Consider the following 19,152-nt stretch of genomic DNA (forward strand, 5'->3'; position numbering starts at 1 on the left):
TACACCTGCGCCCACTCTGCCACTTCTGCACCAGGTCCGCACCGATCTTGTCTGTGTACGGGCCCGCAGGCCGGCGGTGCCCGTGGAAGAATGACGGAATGTTCGCAACCCTGCACACCACCGCTGGTGACATCCGTATCGAGCTGTTCCCCTTCCAGACGCCGAAGACGGTCGAGAACTTCACGGGTCTCGCGACCGGCACGAAGGCCTGGACCGACCCCAAGACGGGCGCTGAGCGCAACGATCCGTTCTACGACGGGCTGATCTTCCACCGCGTGATCTCCGGCTTCATGATCCAGGGTGGCTGCCCGCTCGGGACCGGGACCGGCGACCCCGGCTACAAGTTCAACGACGAGATCCACCCCGAGCTCTCCTTCTCGAAGCCGTACCTCCTGGCGATGGCGAACGCCGGGACGCGACGCAACCCGGTCACGGGCGAGGCCGAGGGCACCAACGGGTCGCAGTTCTTCATCTCTGTCGCGGCCACGCCCTGGCTGACGGGCAAGCACACGATCTTCGGCGAGGTCGCCGACGATGCCAGCCGTGCTGTCGTCGACAAGATCGCTGCCGCGCCCACGCGTCCGGGCGACCGCCCGGTCGAGGACATCACGATCACCTCGGTGACCATCGAGGACTGAGCCTCACGGGGCACCCTGCGCAGGACGGCAGCACCGACGGAGAATCACACCGGTGTAGTTATCCACAGCTGGGGACAAGCTTGTGCACAAGCGGATCCACTGTGGATCCTGCGTCACAGGCGCTCCTGCCGCCCGTGCCCCACAGGGGGGCCCCACAGCGGGGCCCCTCAGCGGGACCCCGCAGCGGAGCCTCACGCGGCGAGACGACGAACGCCCTGCTCGCCACCTCCACGGAGGGGCGAGCAGGGCGTTCGTGTGTCCGGCGGGCCGTGCGGCCGGAACCGGCTACTTCCAGCGGGTGGCGAGGATGAAGCCGGAGAGGATGAGTGCGAAGCCGACCGCGATGTTCCACTGCCCGATGGCCGGCACCGGGAGCCGCAGGCCGCCGGACGTGAGGTAGAAGATCACGACCCACAGGATCCCCACGATGAACAGCGTGAGCATCGTCGGCACGAGCCACACCGGGTTGCCGGTCGTCGTCTTCGTGATCTTCGGCGTCGCGGTCTTCCCCGCCGCCTTCTCAGGCTTCTTGCGGGACTTCGATTCGGGCACGGAACCGGCTCCTGTCGATGGGGCGAGGACGTATTCTTGTCTAGCCTAGTGGCAGACGCACGTCAGACACATCACACGGTGGGGAACATGGGGCGACAGTCGCACGGCAGGAGGACTCCACTCAGAGCGACACTCTCCGTCGCCTCCGTGATGTTCATCGCCGGCATCATGTTCACCGCCAACGCCCGGCTCGCTGGCGGTGAGGACGAGAGGCAGCCCGAGAACTTCCGCGAGCTCGTCGAGCAGGAGAGTGCCCGCGGTGACGAGCTCCTGGCCGAGGTCGAGATGCTCCGGGCCGAGGTCGAGACCCTCGGGCAGGCAGCGACCGCCGGAGTGCCGCAGATCTCTCCGGACCGGGCAGTGCCCACCGGGATCCTCACGGGCCGTACCGCCGTGCGCGGGCCAGGCCTGCGCGTCACCGTGCAGGACGCACCCGCCGACGGGTTGCAAGCCCAGCAGTGGAAGCCGGACGACCTCGTCGTGCACCAGCAGGACCTCGAGGGCATCATCAACGCGTTGTGGGCCGGCGGCGCGGAGGCCATGACGCTCGAGGGACAACGGGTCAGCTCGCTCTCAGCCTTCCGCTGTGTGGGCAACGTACTATCTCTGCACGGGCGGGTGTACTCCCCGCCGTACGACGTCGTGGCGATCGGTGATCAACAGGAGATGGTCGACGCCCTCTACGCCTCGCGCTCGGTCGGTGCCTACCTCGACTTCGTCGAGGAGGTCGGCCTCGGGTGGGAGGTCGTCGAGATCGATGACGTGACGATGCCCGCCTACACCGGGACGTCGAGTCTCACGTACGCGCAGGTCCCCGAGGGAACGGACATCTATCAGTGAGTCGTGGCACCCGCACGAAGCAGCGCCCCCCGATGTGGCTGCGCCTCGTCGGGGTGCTCGGAGAGCTCCTCATCACGCTCGGTGTGCTCGTCGCTCTCTTCCTCGTGTGGCAGCTGTGGTGGACAGACGTCCAGGCCGGCCGGAAGCAGGCCGAGGTCACGGCGAGCCTGGGCTGGGAGGCGCCGCCCACGGAGGTGGTCACCGAGGAGGAGGACCCGCCCCAGGGGGATCCGCCGATCATCGCGCAACCTGCCGACGGTGACGTCTTCGCGACGATGTACGTGCCGCGCTTCGGTGCCGACTACTCCGTGAACATCGCCGAGGGCGTGGGCAAGAAGAAGATCCTCGACGCGGGGTTCGCCGGGCACTACCCCGAGACGGCCCTGCCGGGCGCGATCGGCAACTTCTCGCTCGCGGCGCACCGGACCACGTACGCGAAGCCGTTCAACCTCATCGCCGACCTGCAGCCGGGTGACCCGATCATCGTCCGGACGGAGGAGACGTGGTACGTCTACGCGGTGACCGAGTCGAGCGTCGTCACGCCGAGCCAGGTCGAGGTCATCGCCGCGATCCCGGGAACGCTCCCCGGCGACCCCGTGGTCGAACCCACGGAACGCTTCATCACTCTCACCAGCTGCCACCCGATGTTCTCGGCGCGGGAGCGGTACGTCGTGCACGGAACCCTCGTGCGGTGGATGCCCGTCTCGCAGGGTACGCCGGCCGAGATGCAACCCCCCGCGGAAGGACTGTGATGTACGGACTCCTCTGGCGCGCGCTGCCCGGACCCTTCTGGTTCCGTGCCCTCGTCATGATCGCCCTGGCGGTCGGCGTCGTCGTCCTGTGCTTCGAGATCGTCTTCCCGGCGATCGCCGACTACATGCCCTTCAACGAACAGACCGTGGGGGAATGACATGACGCGGATCCTCGTCGTCGACAACTACGACTCCTTCGTCTACACGATCGTCGGCTACCTCAACCAGCTCGGGGCGCAGACCGTCGTCGTCCGCAACGACGCCGTGCCGTCCGCTGACGAGCGGGCGCAGTACGACGGGGTCCTCGTCTCCCCCGGGCCCGGGACCCCCGCAGATGCCGGCCAGAGCCTCCAGGTGATCCGGGACTGTGCGCGGACCGCGACACCGCTCCTGGGCGTCTGCCTCGGCCACCAGGCGCTGGGTGAGGCGTTCGGTGCCACCGTCACCCACGCCCCCGAGCTCATGCACGGGAAGACGAGCGCCGTCGATCACACGGACCGCGGGGTGCTGGCGGGGCTCGCCCATCCGTTCACCGCCACCCGGTACCACTCTCTCGCGGTCGTCGCGGACACGGTCCCGCCCGAGCTGGAGGTCACGGCAGACGTCCAGACGCCGACGGGGCGCATCATCATGGGCCTGCAGCACCGCGAGCTCCCGCTGCACGGCGTGCAGTTCCACCCGGAGTCGGTGCTCACCGACGGCGGGCACCGCCTCCTGGCGAACTGGCTCGAGATCTGCGGGGCGACGGATGCGGTCGCGCGGTCCGAGGGCCTGGCACCGCTCATCCGCCGGTAGGACCGCGAGCCGGGCGCCGAGACACCAGCACCGACATCTCCAGCACCGGCATCTCAGCACGGAGACCTCCAGCACGGAGACCTCCAGTATCGGCATCTGCCGCCCAGCGGCGTCCTGAGACCTGGCACCGGACACAGCAGAGCCCCCGACGACAACCGTCGGGGGCTCTGCTCATCACACGGGGCTGCTAGCCGGACCGGCCGTTCCCGTTGCCGTTCCCCGGGTTCGTGCCGGGTCCCGCACCCGGGCTGGGTGGGGTGCCCTCACCCTCGTCCTCGTCCTCGTCAGGAACCGCCTTGGTGCCGTCCGACACGTAGACGGTCACGGCAGACCCGACGTCGACGAGGGCGCCCGCTCCGGGATCCGTGGCCTCGACGCGACCGGCGGGCATGGTGTTGGCCGTTCCGGGCTGGACGTTGGCGACAAGCCCGAGCTGGGAGAGCGTCGCCACGGCATCCGCCTGGGTGGCGTTCACGAGGCTGTTGGGGATCGGGACCTGCTGGATCTCCGGGGCTTCCGCGACGTACAGCACCACGGTGGCTCCCTGAGCCTGGCGTCCTGCCGCGGGTTCCTGGCGGAGCACGGTCCCGGGCTCCTGGGCGTCGCTCTCCTCCTTCTCGGTGTTGACGTTCAGCCCGAGCGCGTTGAGCGCCGCACGGGCCTCCTCGAGCGGGAGGGTGGAGACGTCAGGCACGTTCACCATCCCGGAGGAGACGTAGAGCGTCACCTGGGTGCCTCGTGGGTGGACCGTGTCCGCCGCAGGGTCCGTCCGGACCACGGAGTCCTTCGGGATGGTCGGGTCGTCCTCCGTCTGGTCGCCGTTGACGACCTTGAAGCCGGCCGCCTCCAGCGCGGCGATCGCCGCCGTCCTGGTCTGCCCGGCGACGTTCGGGATCGCGCTGGCGTCAGGTCCCTGGGAGATCCACACCGACACCTCGGTGTCCGCGGGAACCTCCTTGTCCGCGCTCGGTTCGCTGCGGACGGCCTGGCCCTCGGGGACGGTGTCGCTCATCTCGTAGAGGATGTCGGGGTCCGTCGTGAAGCCCGCGTCGGTCAGCGCGGCCTCCACCTCCTCGATCGTCAGGCCAGCGAGCTGCGGCACGGCGATCGTCGGTATCGCGGGCTCCTCGCCATCACCGCGCAGCAGGAGCATCGCGGCGATCGCGGCCACCGCGATGACAGCGATGGCTACCAGGGCCCAGATGAGGCCCTTGTTGCGCCGCGAGTGGTCGTCCTCGTCGTCCTCGTCAGGTGGCAGGATGCTCGACGAGTCGGAGGCCGGTGCCCATGCCGGAGCGATCTGCGTCTGGGTCGGAGGTCCGCCGTTGGCTGCACCCAGGATCTGGGTCGTGCCAGCGCCTGCGGCCCCCGCTGCTGCGGTGACGACGCCGAGCGACGGGGCAGCGATCGCGGTCCCCCGCACAGCGGCCTCGAGGTCGGAGCGGAACTCCGCCGCGCTGCTGTACCGGGCCGTGCGCTCCTTGGCGAGCGCCTTGAGCGTGATGCGGTCGAGCGTCTCAGGGACGTCGGAGGCGATGCTGCTCGGACTCACCGGAGCCTCGCGGACGTGCTGGTACGCGACCGAGACGGGCGAGTCCCCCACGAACGGCGGCCGACCGGTGAGCAGCTCGAAGAGCAGGCACCCGGTGGAGTACAGGTCGCTGCGCGCGTCGACGCTCTCGCCGCGCGCCTGCTCCGGGGAGAGGTACTGCGCGGTACCGATGACGGCCTGCGTCTGCGTCATGGTCGCGGCGGAGTCCGCCAGCGCCCGGGCGATGCCGAAGTCCATGACCTTCACCGCACCCGTGGGGGTGAGCATGACGTTCGCCGGCTTGATGTCGCGGTGGACGATGCCGGCGTGGTGGGAGTACTCGAGCGCGGAGAGCACCCCGGAGGTGATCTCGACGGCCTCCTCGATGGGCACCGCGTTGCCGTCACGCAGGATCTCGCGGACGGTGTGCCCCTCGACGTACTCCATGACGATGAAGGGCACGTGCGCCATGGCGCCGCCGTGCTCCTGCATCATGTCCTCGCCGGTGTCGTAGACGGCGACGATCGAGGGGTGGTTGAGCGCAGCCGCGGACTGCGCCTCCCGGCGGAACCGCGCCTGGAAGGACGGGTCGCGTGCGAGGTCCGAGCGCAGGATCTTGATCGCCACGGTACGGCCGAGCCTGTTGTCGTGTCCGATGTGAACCTCGGCCATGCCCCCACGGCCGATGAGCTCACCGACCTCGTAACGGCCCGCGAGAATACGGGGTGCGTCGTCAGCCACTACGCGTCCTTAGGTGTTGTCGGTCCTGCGGCGTCGAGCATGTTCGGCGCCATCTCTGGGTAGATCATCCCATCCACGGCGGTCCTCGTGGTGAATGGCTGTGCGGAGGAGCTGTCAGGGTGCTGTGCGGATGCGTTCTCGTCGTCCCGCGTGACGATCGCTCGCACGAGGGTCGCGAGGAGGATGACGACGAGGAAGAGCGCGAGCGCGATGGTGGGCCAGCCGAGCGACCCGATCCGGCGTCCCGTCGTCGTGGAGGTGCGGTGCGGCGTCGCGGTGCGGTGCGTCGCGCCGCCGGACCGTGCACCCGACGAGGAGCGGTTCCGGTCGGCGCGAGTCGCCGGGTTCCGGCTGGCGGCCCGCTGACCAGCAGAGCTCCCACCAGCAGAGCTCCCACCAGCCGAGCTCCTAGCAGCAGGACTCCCCCCGGTCGAGCTCCGGCCGGCGGATGTGCGTCCGGCGGCCGCTGCCCGTGTTCCGTGCGACTGCGCGGCCGGAGGTGGGGGTGGCGGCGGTGGTGGGGGCGGGACCGGGCTTCCGGTTGACGGTGCACCCCTGCCTGCGGGCGCCTTGGTCAGCACGGGCGTGGGCGGGTCCGTCGGCCGGACGGGAGTCGCTGGCGTGTCGGTCCGGCGCCCGGCCGCCTCGCCCCGGGGCCGCATGGCCGGGCGGTCCTCGTCGGTGCTGCGGCGTCCCTCGGCGGCGCGCCGCTCGCTGGAGTGGCGGTGGAGCTCGGGGTTCTGTGGCTCCACGTGCTGCCCCGCGCGGGTGACGGCTGAGGGCTCCCGGGTCGCGGTCGCGTCCTTGAGGTGCGCGCCGGGGCTGCGTGCGGGATCTGCGAGCATCTCCTCCGCGCGCGCCCGCACGGCGCGGCGCTCGGAGGCGGTCGTCGCGCGGCGCGGGGAGCCCGACGACGCACCTGCGCGACGCAGGCCGCTGCCCCACGGGTCCGCCGCGATCTCTTCCGCGAGCAGGTCGAAGCTCCGCGCGAGGACCGCTCCGCTGCGCGGGCGGTCGAGCGGGTCCTTGCTGAGCATCCTTGTGATGAGGTCGGCGAGCCCGGGGTGCACCGATCGCGGCAGCTCAGGGACGGGCTCGTTGACGTGTGCGACGGCGATGTCCACCGGAGTGGCGCCGGTGAAGGGGCGGTTGCCGACGATCGACTCGAACGCGACGATCCCGAGCGAGTACAGGTCTGAGGCGCCTGTGGCCGCCTTGCCGATGGCCTGCTCCGGGGAGAGGTACTGGGCCGTGCCCATGACCATGCCCGCGGCCGTCATCGGCACCTGGTTCGCGGCGAGCGACACACCGAAATCGGTGATCTTCACCTCGCCCGTGCGCTCGAGCAGGATGTTCCCGGGCTTGACGTCGCGGTGCACCACCCCGGCGACGTGCGCGGCGTGCAGCGCCCGAGACGTCTGGGACAGGATGGACAGCAGGCGCAGCACGGGCAGGATCGGCTCGCGCTCGAGGAGGTCGGACATGGGCTCGCCGACGACGAGCTCCATGACGAGGTAGCCGGAGCCCTCCTGCTCCCCGTAGTCGTAGAGCTGGGCGATCCCGGAGTGGGACAGCGCAGCGCTGTTGCGGGCCTCGGTGCGCAGCCGCTCGAGGAAGTCGGCGTTGCCGGCGAACTCCTCGCGGAGGACCTTCGCGGCGACGTCGCGGGCGAGCGACTCGTCGTGCGCGACCCAGACCTCCCCCATCCCGCCGACGGCGATCTGCCGGACCAGGCGGTACCGGCCGCCGAGCGCGATCCCTGCTGCCGGCCTCATCGGTCGATCCCCGCCTGCATCACGGCGCGAGCGATCGGTGCTGCGACGCGACCTCCGGTGGCCTCGTTGGCGAGGTTCCCGCCGTTCTCGACGACGACGGCGACGACCACCTGGGGGTCGTCGGCGGGGGCGAACCCGGTGAACCAGGCGTGCGGCGCCTGGCTCTTGTCCGCACCGTGCTCGGCCGTGCCCGTCTTGCCGGCGACCTGGACCCCCTGGATCTGGGCGGAGGTCCCCGTCCCGGACTGCACGACGCCGACCATCATGTCGCGCAGCGCGTTCGCTGTGCTCTTCGAGATCGGCGTGCTGAGCACGGACGACTCGGCGCGGAACGCCACGTCGAGGTCCGGGGTGCGCACCTGCTGGATGAGGTAGGGGGTCATGAGGTCTCCCCCGTTGGCGATCGCCGCGGAGACCATCGCCACCTGCAGCGGAGTGGTGCGGACGCTCGCCTGACCGATGGCGGCCAGCGCCGTCTCGGCCTCGCTGATGCCGTCCTCGCCCGTCGGGAAGCGGCTGGGGGTCACGGGCATGGGGACCGACAGGTCCGTCTCGAAGCCGAAGGCGGTGGCCTGCTCGGCGAGGACGTCGTCACCGAGGTCGATGCCGAGCTGGCCGAACGCCGTGTTGCACGAGGTCCGCAGTGCGTCGGCGAGGGTCGTCGTCCCGGTGCTCGAGCACTCCGACCCGCCGAAGTTGCCGAGCACCGAGCTCGACTGCGGGAGGGGCAGCTCGGTGGGTGCCGCGATCTCGGTGTCGGGCTGCGCGGCGCCGGTCTCGAGAGCAGCGGCGGCGGTGACGAGCTTGAACGTCGACCCGGGCGGGTAGGTGTCGCCGCCGATCGTCCGGTTGTAGAGCGGGTGGGCGGGGTCCGCCTCGAGGGCCGAGTAGGCCGCGCTCGCCTCGCTCGAGCTGTGCACGGCGAGGAGGTTGGGGTCATAGCTGGGCTTGGAGACCATCGCGAGGATCGCCCCGGTCGAGGGGTCGAGGGCCACGACGGCGCCGCGCTGGTCGCCGAGGGCGTCCCAGGCGGCCTGCTGCATGGCGGGCACGATCGTCAGCTCGACGGCGGAACCCTGGGGGTCCTCGCCGGAGATGAGGTTCTGCAGGCGGCTCCACCACAGGGAGTCCGAGCTGCCGTTGAGGTAGTCGTTGGCGTACCGCTCGATGCCCGTCGCGGGAGAGACGACGGAGTAGTAGCCGGTGACGTGCCCGTAGAGCGCTCCGTCGGGGTACGAGCGCTGGTACCCGAAGGCGTCGTCGACCGGGGTGGAGACGGCCACGGCCTCGCCGCCGATGACGATGGGCCCGCGGTCCGTGCCGTACTCCCGGTAGAGGGTGCGCACGTTGCGCCCGTCGGCGTTGAGGCTCGGAGCCTGGACGAACTGGATCCACGTGGCCGCGACCATGAGGACGAGGAACATCGCGAGCGTGACCACGGCGACGCGCCGGATGGGGACGTTCACCGGTCCACCGTCCCGATGATCTCGGTGCGCTCGTCGGCCCCGTCACCGTATCCGCCCCGGCTGCGGTCGCCGGGACGGACGATCTCGGTCTCGTCGTCCTCGTCGTACCGGCGGGCCGGGGCGTCGTCGGGGTCCTGCCGGTCCTGCGCCGGGGCTGCCGGCACCCCGCGCAGCGGGAGCGGCGTGGGGCGGCGTGCGTTGTCGGAGATCCGGACGAGCAGCGCGACGATGATCCAGTTGGCGAGGAGGGACGATCCTCCGTAGGCGAGGAACGGCGTGGTGAGCCCGGTGAGGGGGATGACGCGGGTGACGCCGCCGACGACGACGAACACCTGCCAGGCGATGACGAACGCGAGGCCGCCCGCGAGCAGCTTGCCGAACCCGTCACGGGTGCCGATCGCGATGCGCATGCCACGCTCGACGAGCAGGAGGTAGAGGGTGAGGATCGCGAGCAGACCGGTGAGACCGAGCTCCTCACCGAGGGACGTGATGATGAAGTCGGACTCGGCGTACGAGACGAGGTCGGGACGGCCGTCGCCCCAGCCCGTCCCGAAGAGCCCACCGTTCGCGAGCCCGAACAGGCCGCGGACGAGCTGCCCGGAGCCACCGAACGCCTGGTCGTACACGTCGGGGTCCATCGCGTTGAGCCAGGCGTTGAAGCGGCCCTGGACGTGGCTGAAGTACCGGGCGGCCGCGAGGGCCCCGCCGGCGAACAGCGTGAGACCGATGATCACCCAGCTGATCCGCTCCGTCGCGATGTAGAGCATCGCGACGAAGAGACCGAAGAACAGCAGCGACGTACCGAGGTCGCGTTCGGCGACGAGGACGACGAGGGAGGCGCCCCACACGAGGAGGATCGGCAGCATGTCCCTCATGCGGGGGAGCTGGAGGCCGAGGATCTTGGGGCCCGCGAGGGTGAGGGTGTCCCGGTTGGTGACGAGGTATCCGGCGAAGAACACGGCGAACGCGATCTTGGCGAACTCCCCCGGCTGTAGGGAGAACGGACCGATCCCCACCCAGATCCGGGCACCGTTGATCTGCGTGCCGATCCCCGGGACGAGCGGCAGCGCGACGAGCACGAGACCGACGACCATCGCCGTGTAGGTGTAGCGGCGCAGCGTCCGGTGGTCGCGCAGCACCCAGACGACGGCGACGGCGGCGACCATGCCGAGGGCGGTCCAGCCGAGCTGGCGCGTGGCGAGCTCGGCGGTGTTGCCCTTGAGCTGGGCCGCGAGGTCGAGGCGGTGGATCATCGCGAGCCCCAGCCCGTTGAGGGCGAGGGCGATGGGCAGCAGCACCGGGTCGGCGTACGGGGCGCGCCACCGGACGACGAGGTGGAGGCCGAGTCCGAGGACGGCCATGCCACCGGTGAGGACGTAGAAGTTCGCCGGGAGGGTGCCCTCCATCGAGAGGCTGACGAGCGCGTACGCGCCGCCGCCGATGAGCAGCGCGACGAGCAGGAGACCGAGCTCGCTGGCGCGGCCACCGCGGACCCGGCTGGGCTCGACCGTCGCCATCAGGACGTGCCCTCCGCGTCCTCGACGAGGTTCTCGACGCGTGCTCGGGCGTCGTCGAGCGAGGAGGCGCGCAACGTCCGTTCGACCTGCTGGGCGACGAAGCCCTCGAGCTCGCTGACGCGCAGGTCCGAGACCTCGACGACGGACGAGAGGTGCAGCGGTCCGGCGCTCTGCGGGATGCCTCGGAAGATCGCGACCTTCCCGTCCTGCGCGCCGACGTAGTACTGGGTCTGTGTCCAGCGGTAGCCCCACCAGCCCCCGGCGCCGAGGAGGGCGACGAGGAGCACGACGACGAGGAGGGTGCGGACCCAGCGGCGGCGGGGCTCCTCGTCTGCCTTGGCCTCGTCCGCCTCCTTGCGTGCGCGGGCGCGCTCGGCGCGTGCGGCGCGGCGGCGCGCGCGGCGGCCGGGTCGGGGTCCGGGGACCTCATCGTCCGCGTCGTCCGGAGGGTCCGACGCCATCGGTGCGAGGTCGTCCGGCGCGTCGTCGTCGTGGGACGGCCGGCCCTCCGCGGTCGTCGCGTCGGCCAGGGCCTCGACGCGGGCTCGTGCGTCGGCGAGGAGGGCGGCGGCGCGGGCGGCCGGACCGTCCGCGGCGACGGTCGGGGCATCCCGGCTCACGGCGACCGACCCGACGACCTGCACGCCCGAGTAGGGGCCGGCGCCGTCGGGGAGGTCGTCGAGGTCGAGGACGTCCGCGACGATGCACGTGATGTTGTCGGAGCCTCCGGCGCGCAGCGCCAGCTGGATGAGGCGCTCGGCGCACTCGTCGATGTCGTCGATGTCGTGGAGCGTGCGTTCGAGGGTCTCGAGGCTGACGAACCCGCTGAGGCCGTCGGAGCACAGCAGCCAGCGGTCGCCGACGCGCGCCTCGCGGACCGACAGGTCGGGGTTGAGGTCGAGGTCGAAATCACCGAGGACCCGCATGACGACGGAGCGCTGCGGGTGGTGCTCGGCCTCCTCCGGGGTGATCTTGCCCGTGTCGACGAGGTGCTGGACGAACGTGTGGTCCTTCGTCACCTGGCTGAGCCGGCCGTCCCGGAGCACGTAGGCCCGGGAGTCGCCCATGTGTGCCATCGCGAGCTTGTTGCCCGAGCGCAGGAGTGCGGTGACCGTGGTCCCCATGCCGCCGAGCTCGGCGTCCTCGCGGGACCGGCGCACGAGCTCCAGGCGGGCTTCCTCGATGGCTTCCCCGAGCCGTTCGAGGATCTCGTGGGAGCCGAACGCCTCGCCGTCGAGCGGCGCGAGGGACGCGACGGTGAGCGAGGACGCGATGTCCCCGCCGGCGTGACCGCCCATGCCGTCCGCGACGAGCAGCAGGTGCGGGCCGGCGTACGCGGAGTCCTGGTTGTTGGAGCGCACGAGACCCACGTCGGAGCGCGCAGCGTAACGCAGGGCGATGGTCACGGGCGGCTACCTCTGCAGCTCGACGACGCTCTGCCCCACCCGGACCTGCACACCCGGGGAGAGGGGTGTCGGAGAGGTGACCTTCTGGGTGCCGATGAAGGTGCCGTTCGTGGACCCGAGGTCCTCGAGGATCCACTGGTCGCCCGACGGGAAGATCCGGGCGTGCCGGGACGACGAGTAGTCGTCGTCGAGGACGAGCGTGCAGCTCGGGGCGCGGCCGATGAGGATCGCCGACGTGGTGAGCGGGAGGGTCGTGCCGCGCAGCGGGCCGGACGTGACGACGAGGCGCGAGGGCTTCGCGCGCGGCTTGGGTGCGGGGGCTGCCCCGGACGCGTGGGGCACGCCGGCAACGGCTTCACGGGTGGCGTTCTTGCGGGAGGTGATCCGCGTGCCGTAGAGATCCCGACGCAGGACGCGGATGATCGAGAAGACGAACGCCCACAACAGGACCAGGTAGCCCAGCCGCAGCAGGGTCATCGTCAGTTCGCTCATGGGCGCGCCGGTCACCACTCCCCGCGTGAGGGGTCGTCCGAGACACCCGTCCAGAACATGATGCGCGTGCGCCCGATGGTCAGTGAGTTGCCGTCCAGCAGCGTCGCCGCGGGGACCTGGTGCCCCTCGACGAACAAGCCGTTGGTCGAGCCGAGGTCGGTGGCGATGACGCCGTCCGGGGTGACCCGGATCTCGAGGTGCCTGCGGGACACCCCGGGGTCGTCGACGACGATGTCCGCTTCGGCGCCGCGTCCGATGACGGTGACGGGGCCGGTGAGGAGGTACCGCTGGCCGTCGATGTCGACGAGCGGGTGCCGAGAGCTCGGGGCGGCGCTCGTCGAGGGCGCCACCGCGCCGCGCACCGTCGAGGAGTGCACCTCGAAGCGGCTGTTCTCCAGGTCCTCGGTCTCGAGGAACGACACGGTCACGGGGCCGACGAAGGCGTAGTGCTGGGAGGCTGCGTGCTGGGTGACGTTGGCGGCGAGCTCGTCCGCGATCGTCTCGGCGCCCCACCCCTCGACCTGCGCGAAGTCCTCGACGGAGAGGTAGATGAGGAACTCGTTGGGCACGACCGTGCGGTCGCGGTCCACGACGGCGGCGCGGTCGTCGACCTCGCGTCGCAGGGCGCTGGCGAGCTCCACGGGCTTGAGCTCGCTGCGGAACACGCGTGCGAACGTGTTGTTGACGGCACGCTCGACGCCCTTCTCGAACCTGTCCAGAACTCCCATGCCGCCTCCTTCCGTCCTGCGTGCGCTGCTCCGGGACCGTGGAGGCCTGCTGCCCCCCGACGATCATCGTATAGACCAAACGGTGTGATGAGGGGCATGCGTGCAACACGCACCCTGCATGCTAATCTTCCTCAGTCACGCGTGAGTGGCGGAATGGCAGACGCGCTGGCTTCAGGTGCCAGTGCCCGCAAGGGCGTGGGGGTTCAAGTCCCCCCTCACGCACAGGTCCGCGGAAGCGGATGGAAGGCCCCGACCGGGAGAACTTGTCGGGGCCTTTCGTGTGTCCGGACCCGACTCAGTCGGCGATGACGAGATCACCCGACCGGGCGTTCAAAGAGGTGTCCGCGGTGGCCGATTCGCTCCATGTGACCACTCAGGCTGAACGTGACCAACTGGAAGTTCTCGCGGGGATCTGGGCCGGCAACGCACGGGCCAGCTCCGACGACTTCTTTGATCTCTACGAGAGCGATCCCCTCGCGAGACGTCTTGCCCAGTTCCCCGCTGCCGACTTGCGGAGTGCGGCGACGAAGGTGGCGGGGAACTGGGCATCGTTGGCTATGCGGCTGCCGCTGGACAAGTGGATGAATCGCGTCGAGCTCGACGCCGAGGACAAGCAGGAGTCGATCCAGACTTCACGGAAGATCGATCGGCTGATCCGGGTCGGTCGTATCGCACAGCCGGTCGTCTCCGGTTTCCCCGCGCATGTGCTCCGGGAAGCGGTCGAGCGCCTGGAGGAGCGCAACATCCGCCTGTCCGGTCTGACTCATCGCCCCCCTCGCCCGGTGCGATGGCGGCAGGCGCCATCCGGCAAGCTGCCTTGGGCGCCTGTCATCGCGGCTGACGACGCCGAAGTCGCAATCGTCGCCATCCTTTCCGCGACCCGCGGCGAGTGGGCCTTTTCGCTGTCGAGCAAGAGCCGCATGTTCACGCACGAGCGCCACGGCTGGGCGAAACACGATGAGGACCGTACGTATGTCGCGGGCCTGTCCGAGATCGTGGACACCGTTGCGGCTGTCATCGAGTCGCATCGTGGCGGAGGCCGGGGCGGACGCGTGTATCTCACGCCCCATGTGGTGACGTGCGCGGACTGCAAGCTCGTCATCGCATCGATCGAGGAGCCGTACACAGCCGCGCCGAAAACCGTAGGGCGATGCGCTGCGACTCGGCGGCCATAGCGGCTTGCGCACGTTCTCCGCGAAGCGTGACATGAAGCCTCGAGCGGAGACCCGTTCGGCGCTTTTCCTGTGCCTGCACCGTTCGCGCTTCGAACTGGGCCTGACGAGATTGGCGCATCCATCAAGCGGGTAGGAGCTCGGTTGAGTGAAGGCCAGCTCTCGCGCCTCGGATGGTTCTAGGCGCAGGCGTCTATGGCGGGGCTTTGGACGGGGCGGTCGGAAATCCGCGACACCCTGGTGGGACGCTGGACGTGCGTCGAGTGCGGGGGCGGAACTCGTGAGGCTAGGGTCAGCCGGCGCTATCAGGCGGCTCCCTGCTCGTAGGTCGAACGGAAGACCGCGTCGGTCAGCCAAGACTTGGAGTCCTCATTGTCGACGAACTGCTTGAACAGCTGCGTCTCGTCACGGAGCATGCCCTGCATGACCTTCGCCAAGGCAGCGGTCATGGCTAGCTTGGCGTTGTCCGCGTCGTTGTTGGCGCGTGCGTTCGCGTAGTCCTCGTCGGCGAGGACCTTCTCGGGGATCTCGATCGCGATGCGGTCACGGATGCGATTGTCGTCGTCCCAGTTGATCGCTGAGGCCCGCCGCCTGCCAGGCCTCGTGGGCATGCGTGGACGGCGTGCGCCACATCGCTGCGGGGTCGAGACGAGCGCGTTGCTCCGCATCACCGCCGTCAGCGATCGCAGCCGGGCTGAGCATGGGTGTCAGCCGGTACGTCTTCCACGGGCCGCCACCGGCAGGGGTGTGAACCACCAGCACGTCACCGTTGAGCACGACGGTCGTCGTCTGAGGCCTGTTGGTCGGTCGGACGCGCACGGCCGCGGTGCGACCGGACGGGAGGAACGCAAGCGCCTGTGCGGCGACCCGCACCGCGTTCGCGAACTTCCCCTCGATGGTGATCAGGCCGTCACGCTCCAGGTGCACGGACCAGTCAGGGTGCTCACGCTGTAGCAGCCGCTCGGCCTCGGTCCACGGGTTGGCCTTCAACAAGGCGCTCACGTTGTCCAGGACGCCCTCGGTGCTGAGGGCACCGGAGGCCCCTTGCATCTCGTGCAGGATGCGATCGACACGCTGACTGTCCACATCTTCAAGCAGCGGCAGGAGAGCGGTGGACGTCTCGGAGTAGATCCGGCCGCTGCCCGCACGGCGGTCGGGAGACGCTCCCTGGTCGAGGCGATACAGGCACACGGCAGCAAGTGCGGCGAGCTCTGGGCGAAGCTGTGCAGGGATACCAGCGCCGTCGAGCTGCTTCGCGGCGCCGGCCAGCAGGTCGAACCAGGGCGCGGTACCCCGATCCCAGATACGAGCGAACGTCCCGATAAGAGCAAGGCGGACGAAAGCCGCCCGGTCGATGGCGGGTGTCTCGCTCATGTCATCGGTGAGGCGCCCCAGCCACTGCCGCACGGCCGCCTGCTGCCGTGGTGTCACGTCTCGTGCGACGGGCGGTTCCTCGCTCGAGGTCTCGGCGCTCTCGTCCTGCTCCTCGGCTGTGTGCTCATCATCGAACGACGACTCGTCCACCTCGAAGCGGTCCGCCCAGATCGGCTCGCTGACACTGTTCACGGGTGTGGACGCACCCAGCAGCGGCAGGATGAGCCGCCCAGAGGCGTGACTGGCGAGCGTCGGTCCCAGTCGAGCGACTGCGTCGTCGGCGTATCTGGCCCAGGCTTCCGCGTCGTCCAGCGTGCGCCAGCCCGCGGCTGGTTCCAGGCCGCTGGAGACCGAGGCCGATGCACCGTCTGACGCGCGCGGCAGCGGGACCACACGCTGTTCACGCATGACACGGGTCAGATGGCGGTGCCAGTCGTTCATCAAGTCGACGTCCCCCAGCAGGTCCGACCAGTGCAGATCGGTGTTCGACTCCGATCGGCTCATGGACGTGATCCGGTGCTGTACGCACTGCGCGTCGTCGACGAACCGGGGCGAACCCCACAGGGTGGTGCCATCATGCGACCACGCGGGGCGCACCCGGCTGCTGGACCGGATTTGGTCCGAGACCGCGACGTCCCACAGGTGTTCACCGGCGGGCAGTTGCGCTACCTCCTGGTACTGCTCAGGCAGATCGGCGAAGGCGCTCACCTGGATCGCGACATCGAAGGGATACGTATGGGCGAACTCGACGCGTAGATGTCCCTTGACCAGCGTGGCGCCGAGGATCAGCGGGACGGCGACGTCCGGGCGAAGTGCCTGACCGGGAGCCGTCGATATCGCTCTGGCCGGAACCTGCTGCGTCGACAGCGGTTCGCCCGAGCCGGGGTACAGCGAAGAGCCGGCAGTGTGCACGACGCCGACTTCGACGTTCCCCCCGGACGCGACCGAGCGCCGAAGAGCGGCCCCGGTCAGGTTCGCTGACCCCGTCAGCGACCACTGGACGCTGCCGCCCTGGACAGCCTCGATGAGCTTCCCGTGCCGGTAGTCGGTTCCCGCGTCCTGCCAGACCATCTCGACGTCGGCGCCGGCGGCGACTGCGGCGAGCACCTGCGGTTGCAGGATCGTCCGGTCAGGTTGCACAGCGATCGTGACGCGGCGCGGCCGGTACCGGTCGATCAGGGCGGTGAGTGCGGCACCCCGCGGGTCGTGGAACGGCGCGTGCAGGCGAAGCTCGTCGACATGCCCGGCAGGGAGCTGGTCGATGATGGCGTCGTTCGCTGTGCTCACCAGGGTGTGCGGTGTCGCGATGGGTGCACTGCTGGCCACGAAGCGGTCCAGGGCGACGGCCACCCGCTGGGTGCTGCTGCGGGCTAGAGCGCCCATGCGCACCCTGTCCAGCGAGTGCAGCCAGTCGGCGACCTGTCCGATGAGAGCAGGAGAGCCGTCCTGGAGGGTTCCGTGCGCGACCGTGAGGGTCTCGTCGTTGCGGACCAGGCCGCCGGACGTCATGTTGCCTGACCCGATCGCGACCATCGCCTGCTGCGGACCGACCAACACGCTGACCTTGGGGTGGAACGCGGCCGACATCGAGGCCAGGCCGACGAGATAGGACGTGCCGGCTGCCTTCACTGCGCGCGGATCAGGATCAAACATCGCTGCGTCGGCCAGGACCGTCACAGCCGCACCGGAGGCGCGCACGATACCGAGCACCCGGTCCTCGAAGAAGCCGAGATCCACGTTGAAGGTGGTGAACAGTGCCTCAGTGAATGGGCGCTCGGATGTGGGCACGGCGAACAGGTGCGACATGAGAGACCCCGACTGGGTCAATGCAGGCCCCCCGTCAGTCAAGGAGTGCCCCCCGAGGCCCGCGCGTCCATGTGCCGTTCTCGTCCCGGGCAAGCAGACCGACCTGACGGCCCATCGACATCAGCTGTGCCCACCGCAGGCTAGGCGCACGGGCCACATCCCCGTGGACGCGGTAGACCAGCCCGTCATCAAGGACCACGCGAACCGGCATGACGAACCGCTGATCCGAGCGCCGGAAGTAGGACTTGGCCATCGTCACGCGATGTGCACGGTTGGCCATCACTTCCGCGAGGTGAACAACCAGGTCGTGGACGGACCGGTCTGCCCAGGAGCGTGTCGTGGCTGCCACCCAGTGCGGTGAGAGTTCCTCGACCCCGAGCCGGTGACCTGCAGGCCCCTCGAATCCACGACGTTCGGGTGTGTCCGGTCCGGCTTTCAGGGCATCGTGTCGTTGGCCGCCAAGAAGGAGAGTCGCGACCCAGCGATCGACGTCCGTGCGCCCAACCACCGTCGCGTCGCGCTCCGCCGGGAGTGGTTGACCGACGGCGTCTGTCACCGCGGGCAGGTCATCGACGTACGCCCGGACTGGGCCGGTGGGCATCTGGTCGGCAAGTCGCTCACCGAGCTGGGCCGGTGTCATTGCTCCGGTGGTTATCAGCGCGTCGCACATGTGCGCCCACAGCAGCCGCCAGGCGTGAACCGACTCCGCGCGTGTGCGCAGACCGCGCCAGCGACGCCAGACGTCGCCGTTGCCAGCATGCTCGTGGGTCAGCATCTGCGGGTCGTACATGACGAATCGTGCGAGATCCTCGAGGTTCTCCACCGGAGCCGCCTGGAGCGCGGCAGCGATCATCTGCTGGGTCTGGCCCAGCACGCTGGCGACGGTGCCGACGTCGTGCGGACGGCCTGCGAACAGGCGCGCCAGCCACTCACCATCGGCACTGAACCGTGCCTGGCACAGGCACACGTCAGCCAAGCCTGCGACGTCCTCGAGCGACACGGCGGTGGCCTTGCGCGCCAAATCCACCACGGCGCGCAGCGCGCTGCTCACGGGCGCAGCGTCGAACGCGTCACCGGTGCTGAAACTGTCCGTCGACAGGATCCCGAGTGTCATCTCCGACCCGCGGTACGCACTGAGGAACCCCCACGAGGAGTTGGAGTACCGCCCAGTGCCGTGCCCGGCGGCGACTGTGAGATCAACCGCCCCGGACTCCAAAGGGCTGCGCAGCTTGCCCTCGCCGTGCGGTGCAGGCCACTCACCGACGTGCTCAGGGCTGTCGCGGTGAGCCATGCACGCCAGAGCGTAGACAACCTCGGACCTGCGCAGCAGGTCCCTAGTCGCGGTGTCGTCGAGGTCGCGACTCACCGCTTCGTGAGCGACCAGCCCATGCAGCGCGAAGTAGCGCGCCGTCGTCGTCACGGTTGTCACGCCGGGGGCGTGCACCGCCACTGCGGAGTTCAGGTACTGCTCGACGGCGATCGGGAACAGACCCATGATCGGGCTCGTGCGCTGGTCGACCCAGCCAGGCCCATCCACGCGCGTCATCGTCACGAGCCAAAGCATCGC

At 69.8% G+C, this 19,152-nt stretch carries 17 protein-coding genes and 1 tRNA gene; 7 read left to right on the forward strand and 11 right to left on the reverse strand.

Annotation, left to right across the window (positions count from 1 at the left end):
- Positions 1-98 precede the first annotated feature (98 nt).
- Positions 99-638: a peptidylprolyl isomerase gene (locus AC2AXK_RS02995; protein ID WP_484343848.1), complete on the forward strand. Its 540-nt coding sequence runs from the start codon at positions 99-101 to the stop codon at positions 636-638.
- A gap of 285 nt (positions 639-923) precedes the next feature.
- Here AC2AXK_RS02995 and AC2AXK_RS03000 read toward each other — a convergent pair whose 3' ends face one another.
- Complete coding sequence (locus tag AC2AXK_RS03000; RefSeq protein WP_484343849.1) at positions 924-1,190, reverse strand: cell division protein CrgA; 267 nt, start codon at positions 1,188-1,190, stop codon at positions 924-926.
- A 150-nt stretch (positions 1,191-1,340) separates the two neighbouring features.
- On the opposite strand from AC2AXK_RS03000, the gene AC2AXK_RS03005 reads away from it, so the two are divergent.
- The 4 genes from AC2AXK_RS03005 to AC2AXK_RS03020 are packed head-to-tail and all read left to right on the forward strand — an operon-like array spanning position 1,341 to position 3,577.
- The gene (locus AC2AXK_RS03005) at positions 1,341-2,030 is read left to right on the forward strand and encodes a DUF881 domain-containing protein (protein ID WP_484343850.1); all 690 of its coding nucleotides are present in this window, start codon (positions 1,341-1,343) and stop codon (positions 2,028-2,030) included.
- On the forward strand, positions 2,027-2,782 hold the full coding sequence (locus AC2AXK_RS03010; RefSeq protein ID WP_484343851.1) for a class E sortase: 756 nt from the start codon (positions 2,027-2,029) through the stop codon (positions 2,780-2,782). The genes AC2AXK_RS03005 and AC2AXK_RS03010 overlap by 4 nt, the downstream gene beginning before the upstream one ends.
- Positions 2,782-2,940 carry a hypothetical protein gene (locus AC2AXK_RS03015; RefSeq protein ID WP_484343852.1) on the forward strand — a complete coding sequence of 53 codons (159 nt, stop codon included), beginning with the start codon at positions 2,782-2,784 and terminating at the stop codon, positions 2,938-2,940. The genes AC2AXK_RS03010 and AC2AXK_RS03015 overlap by 1 nt, the downstream gene beginning before the upstream one ends.
- 1 nt (position 2,941) lies before the next feature.
- Entirely contained in the window at positions 2,942-3,577 is a 636-nt protein-coding gene (locus AC2AXK_RS03020; protein WP_484343853.1) for an aminodeoxychorismate/anthranilate synthase component II, read from the forward strand.
- 187 nt (positions 3,578-3,764) lie between these two features.
- On the opposite strand, the gene pknB is transcribed toward AC2AXK_RS03020, so the two are convergent.
- Genes pknB through AC2AXK_RS03055 form a run of 7 tightly spaced genes read right to left on the reverse strand, consistent with a single transcriptional unit; the run spans position 3,765 to position 13,233 of the window.
- Complete coding sequence (gene pknB, locus AC2AXK_RS03025) at positions 3,765-5,849, reverse strand: Stk1 family PASTA domain-containing Ser/Thr kinase (protein ID WP_484343854.1); 2,085 nt, start codon at positions 5,847-5,849, stop codon at positions 3,765-3,767.
- Positions 5,849-7,624, reverse strand: coding sequence for a serine/threonine-protein kinase (locus AC2AXK_RS03030; protein WP_484343855.1), 1,776 nt, complete (start codon positions 7,622-7,624; stop codon positions 5,849-5,851). Before AC2AXK_RS03030 ends, pknB begins: the two co-directional genes overlap by 1 nt.
- Complete coding sequence (locus AC2AXK_RS03035) at positions 7,621-9,090, reverse strand: peptidoglycan D,D-transpeptidase FtsI family protein (RefSeq protein WP_484343856.1); 1,470 nt, start codon at positions 9,088-9,090, stop codon at positions 7,621-7,623. The genes AC2AXK_RS03030 and AC2AXK_RS03035 overlap by 4 nt, the downstream gene beginning before the upstream one ends.
- A complete protein-coding gene (locus AC2AXK_RS03040) occupies positions 9,087-10,607 on the reverse strand; it encodes an FtsW/RodA/SpoVE family cell cycle protein (RefSeq protein ID WP_484343857.1) in 1,521 nt (506 codons plus the stop codon). Before AC2AXK_RS03040 ends, AC2AXK_RS03035 begins: the two co-directional genes overlap by 4 nt.
- Positions 10,607-12,013 (reverse strand): PP2C family protein-serine/threonine phosphatase, encoded by a 1,407-nt coding sequence (locus AC2AXK_RS03045; RefSeq protein ID WP_484343858.1) that lies wholly within the window; start codon positions 12,011-12,013, stop codon positions 10,607-10,609. The genes AC2AXK_RS03040 and AC2AXK_RS03045 overlap by 1 nt, the downstream gene beginning before the upstream one ends.
- A 6-nt stretch (positions 12,014-12,019) precedes the next feature.
- On the reverse strand, positions 12,020-12,505 hold the full coding sequence (locus AC2AXK_RS03050) for an FHA domain-containing protein FhaB/FipA (RefSeq protein WP_484343859.1): 486 nt from the start codon (positions 12,503-12,505) through the stop codon (positions 12,020-12,022).
- 11 nt (positions 12,506-12,516) lie between these two features.
- The gene (locus tag AC2AXK_RS03055; protein WP_484343860.1) at positions 12,517-13,233 is read right to left on the reverse strand and encodes an FhaA domain-containing protein; all 717 of its coding nucleotides are present in this window, start codon (positions 13,231-13,233) and stop codon (positions 12,517-12,519) included.
- A gap of 139 nt (positions 13,234-13,372) precedes the next feature.
- Between AC2AXK_RS03055 and AC2AXK_RS03060 the strand changes: the two genes are divergently transcribed.
- Positions 13,373-13,455 (forward strand) — tRNA-Leu (locus tag AC2AXK_RS03060).
- A 125-nt stretch (positions 13,456-13,580) separates the two neighbouring features.
- The gene (locus tag AC2AXK_RS03065) at positions 13,581-14,408 is read left to right on the forward strand and encodes a hypothetical protein (RefSeq protein ID WP_484343861.1); all 828 of its coding nucleotides are present in this window, start codon (positions 13,581-13,583) and stop codon (positions 14,406-14,408) included.
- A 302-nt stretch (positions 14,409-14,710) separates the two neighbouring features.
- Here the strand turns inward: AC2AXK_RS03065 and AC2AXK_RS03070 are convergent, their stop codons facing one another.
- From AC2AXK_RS03070 to AC2AXK_RS03080, 3 genes are read right to left on the reverse strand one after another with little or no spacing between them, the layout of a single operon-like run.
- Positions 14,711-15,016 carry a hypothetical protein gene (locus AC2AXK_RS03070; RefSeq protein WP_484343862.1) on the reverse strand — a complete coding sequence of 102 codons (306 nt, stop codon included), beginning with the start codon at positions 15,014-15,016 and terminating at the stop codon, positions 14,711-14,713.
- A complete protein-coding gene (locus AC2AXK_RS03075; protein ID WP_484343863.1) occupies positions 14,949-17,585 on the reverse strand; it encodes a hypothetical protein in 2,637 nt (878 codons plus the stop codon). Before AC2AXK_RS03075 ends, AC2AXK_RS03070 begins: the two co-directional genes overlap by 68 nt.
- A gap of 34 nt (positions 17,586-17,619) precedes the next feature.
- On the reverse strand, positions 17,620-19,137 hold the full coding sequence (locus AC2AXK_RS03080) for a hypothetical protein (RefSeq protein WP_484343864.1): 1,518 nt from the start codon (positions 19,135-19,137) through the stop codon (positions 17,620-17,622).
- Positions 19,138-19,152 lie beyond the last annotated feature (15 nt).

Source organism: Sanguibacter sp. Z6_81, from assembly GCF_057180625.1.

What these genes read in the sequence shown, in the direction of transcription:
- AC2AXK_RS03075 (WP_484343863.1), bottom strand. Translation starts at nt 17,585, where the DNA reads ATGTCGCACCTGTTCGCCGTGCCCACATCCGAGCGCCCATTCACTGAG.
- AC2AXK_RS03020 (WP_484343853.1), top strand. Translation starts at nt 2,942, where the DNA reads ATGACGCGGATCCTCGTCGTCGACAACTACGACTCCTTCGTCTACACG.
- AC2AXK_RS03030 (WP_484343855.1), bottom strand. Translation starts at nt 7,624, where the DNA reads ATGAGGCCGGCAGCAGGGATCGCGCTCGGCGGCCGGTACCGCCTGGTC.
- AC2AXK_RS03005 (WP_484343850.1), top strand. Translation starts at nt 1,341, where the DNA reads ATGTTCATCGCCGGCATCATGTTCACCGCCAACGCCCGGCTCGCTGGC.
- AC2AXK_RS02995 (WP_484343848.1), top strand. Translation starts at nt 99, where the DNA reads ATGTTCGCAACCCTGCACACCACCGCTGGTGACATCCGTATCGAGCTG.
- AC2AXK_RS03070 (WP_484343862.1), bottom strand. Translation starts at nt 15,016, where the DNA reads ATGCCCACGAGGCCTGGCAGGCGGCGGGCCTCAGCGATCAACTGGGAC.
- AC2AXK_RS03055 (WP_484343860.1), bottom strand. Translation starts at nt 13,233, where the DNA reads ATGGGAGTTCTGGACAGGTTCGAGAAGGGCGTCGAGCGTGCCGTCAAC.
- AC2AXK_RS03040 (WP_484343857.1), bottom strand. Translation starts at nt 10,607, where the DNA reads ATGGCGACGGTCGAGCCCAGCCGGGTCCGCGGTGGCCGCGCCAGCGAG.
- AC2AXK_RS03050 (WP_484343859.1), bottom strand. Translation starts at nt 12,505, where the DNA reads ATGAGCGAACTGACGATGACCCTGCTGCGGCTGGGCTACCTGGTCCTG.
- AC2AXK_RS03015 (WP_484343852.1), top strand. Translation starts at nt 2,782, where the DNA reads ATGTACGGACTCCTCTGGCGCGCGCTGCCCGGACCCTTCTGGTTCCGT.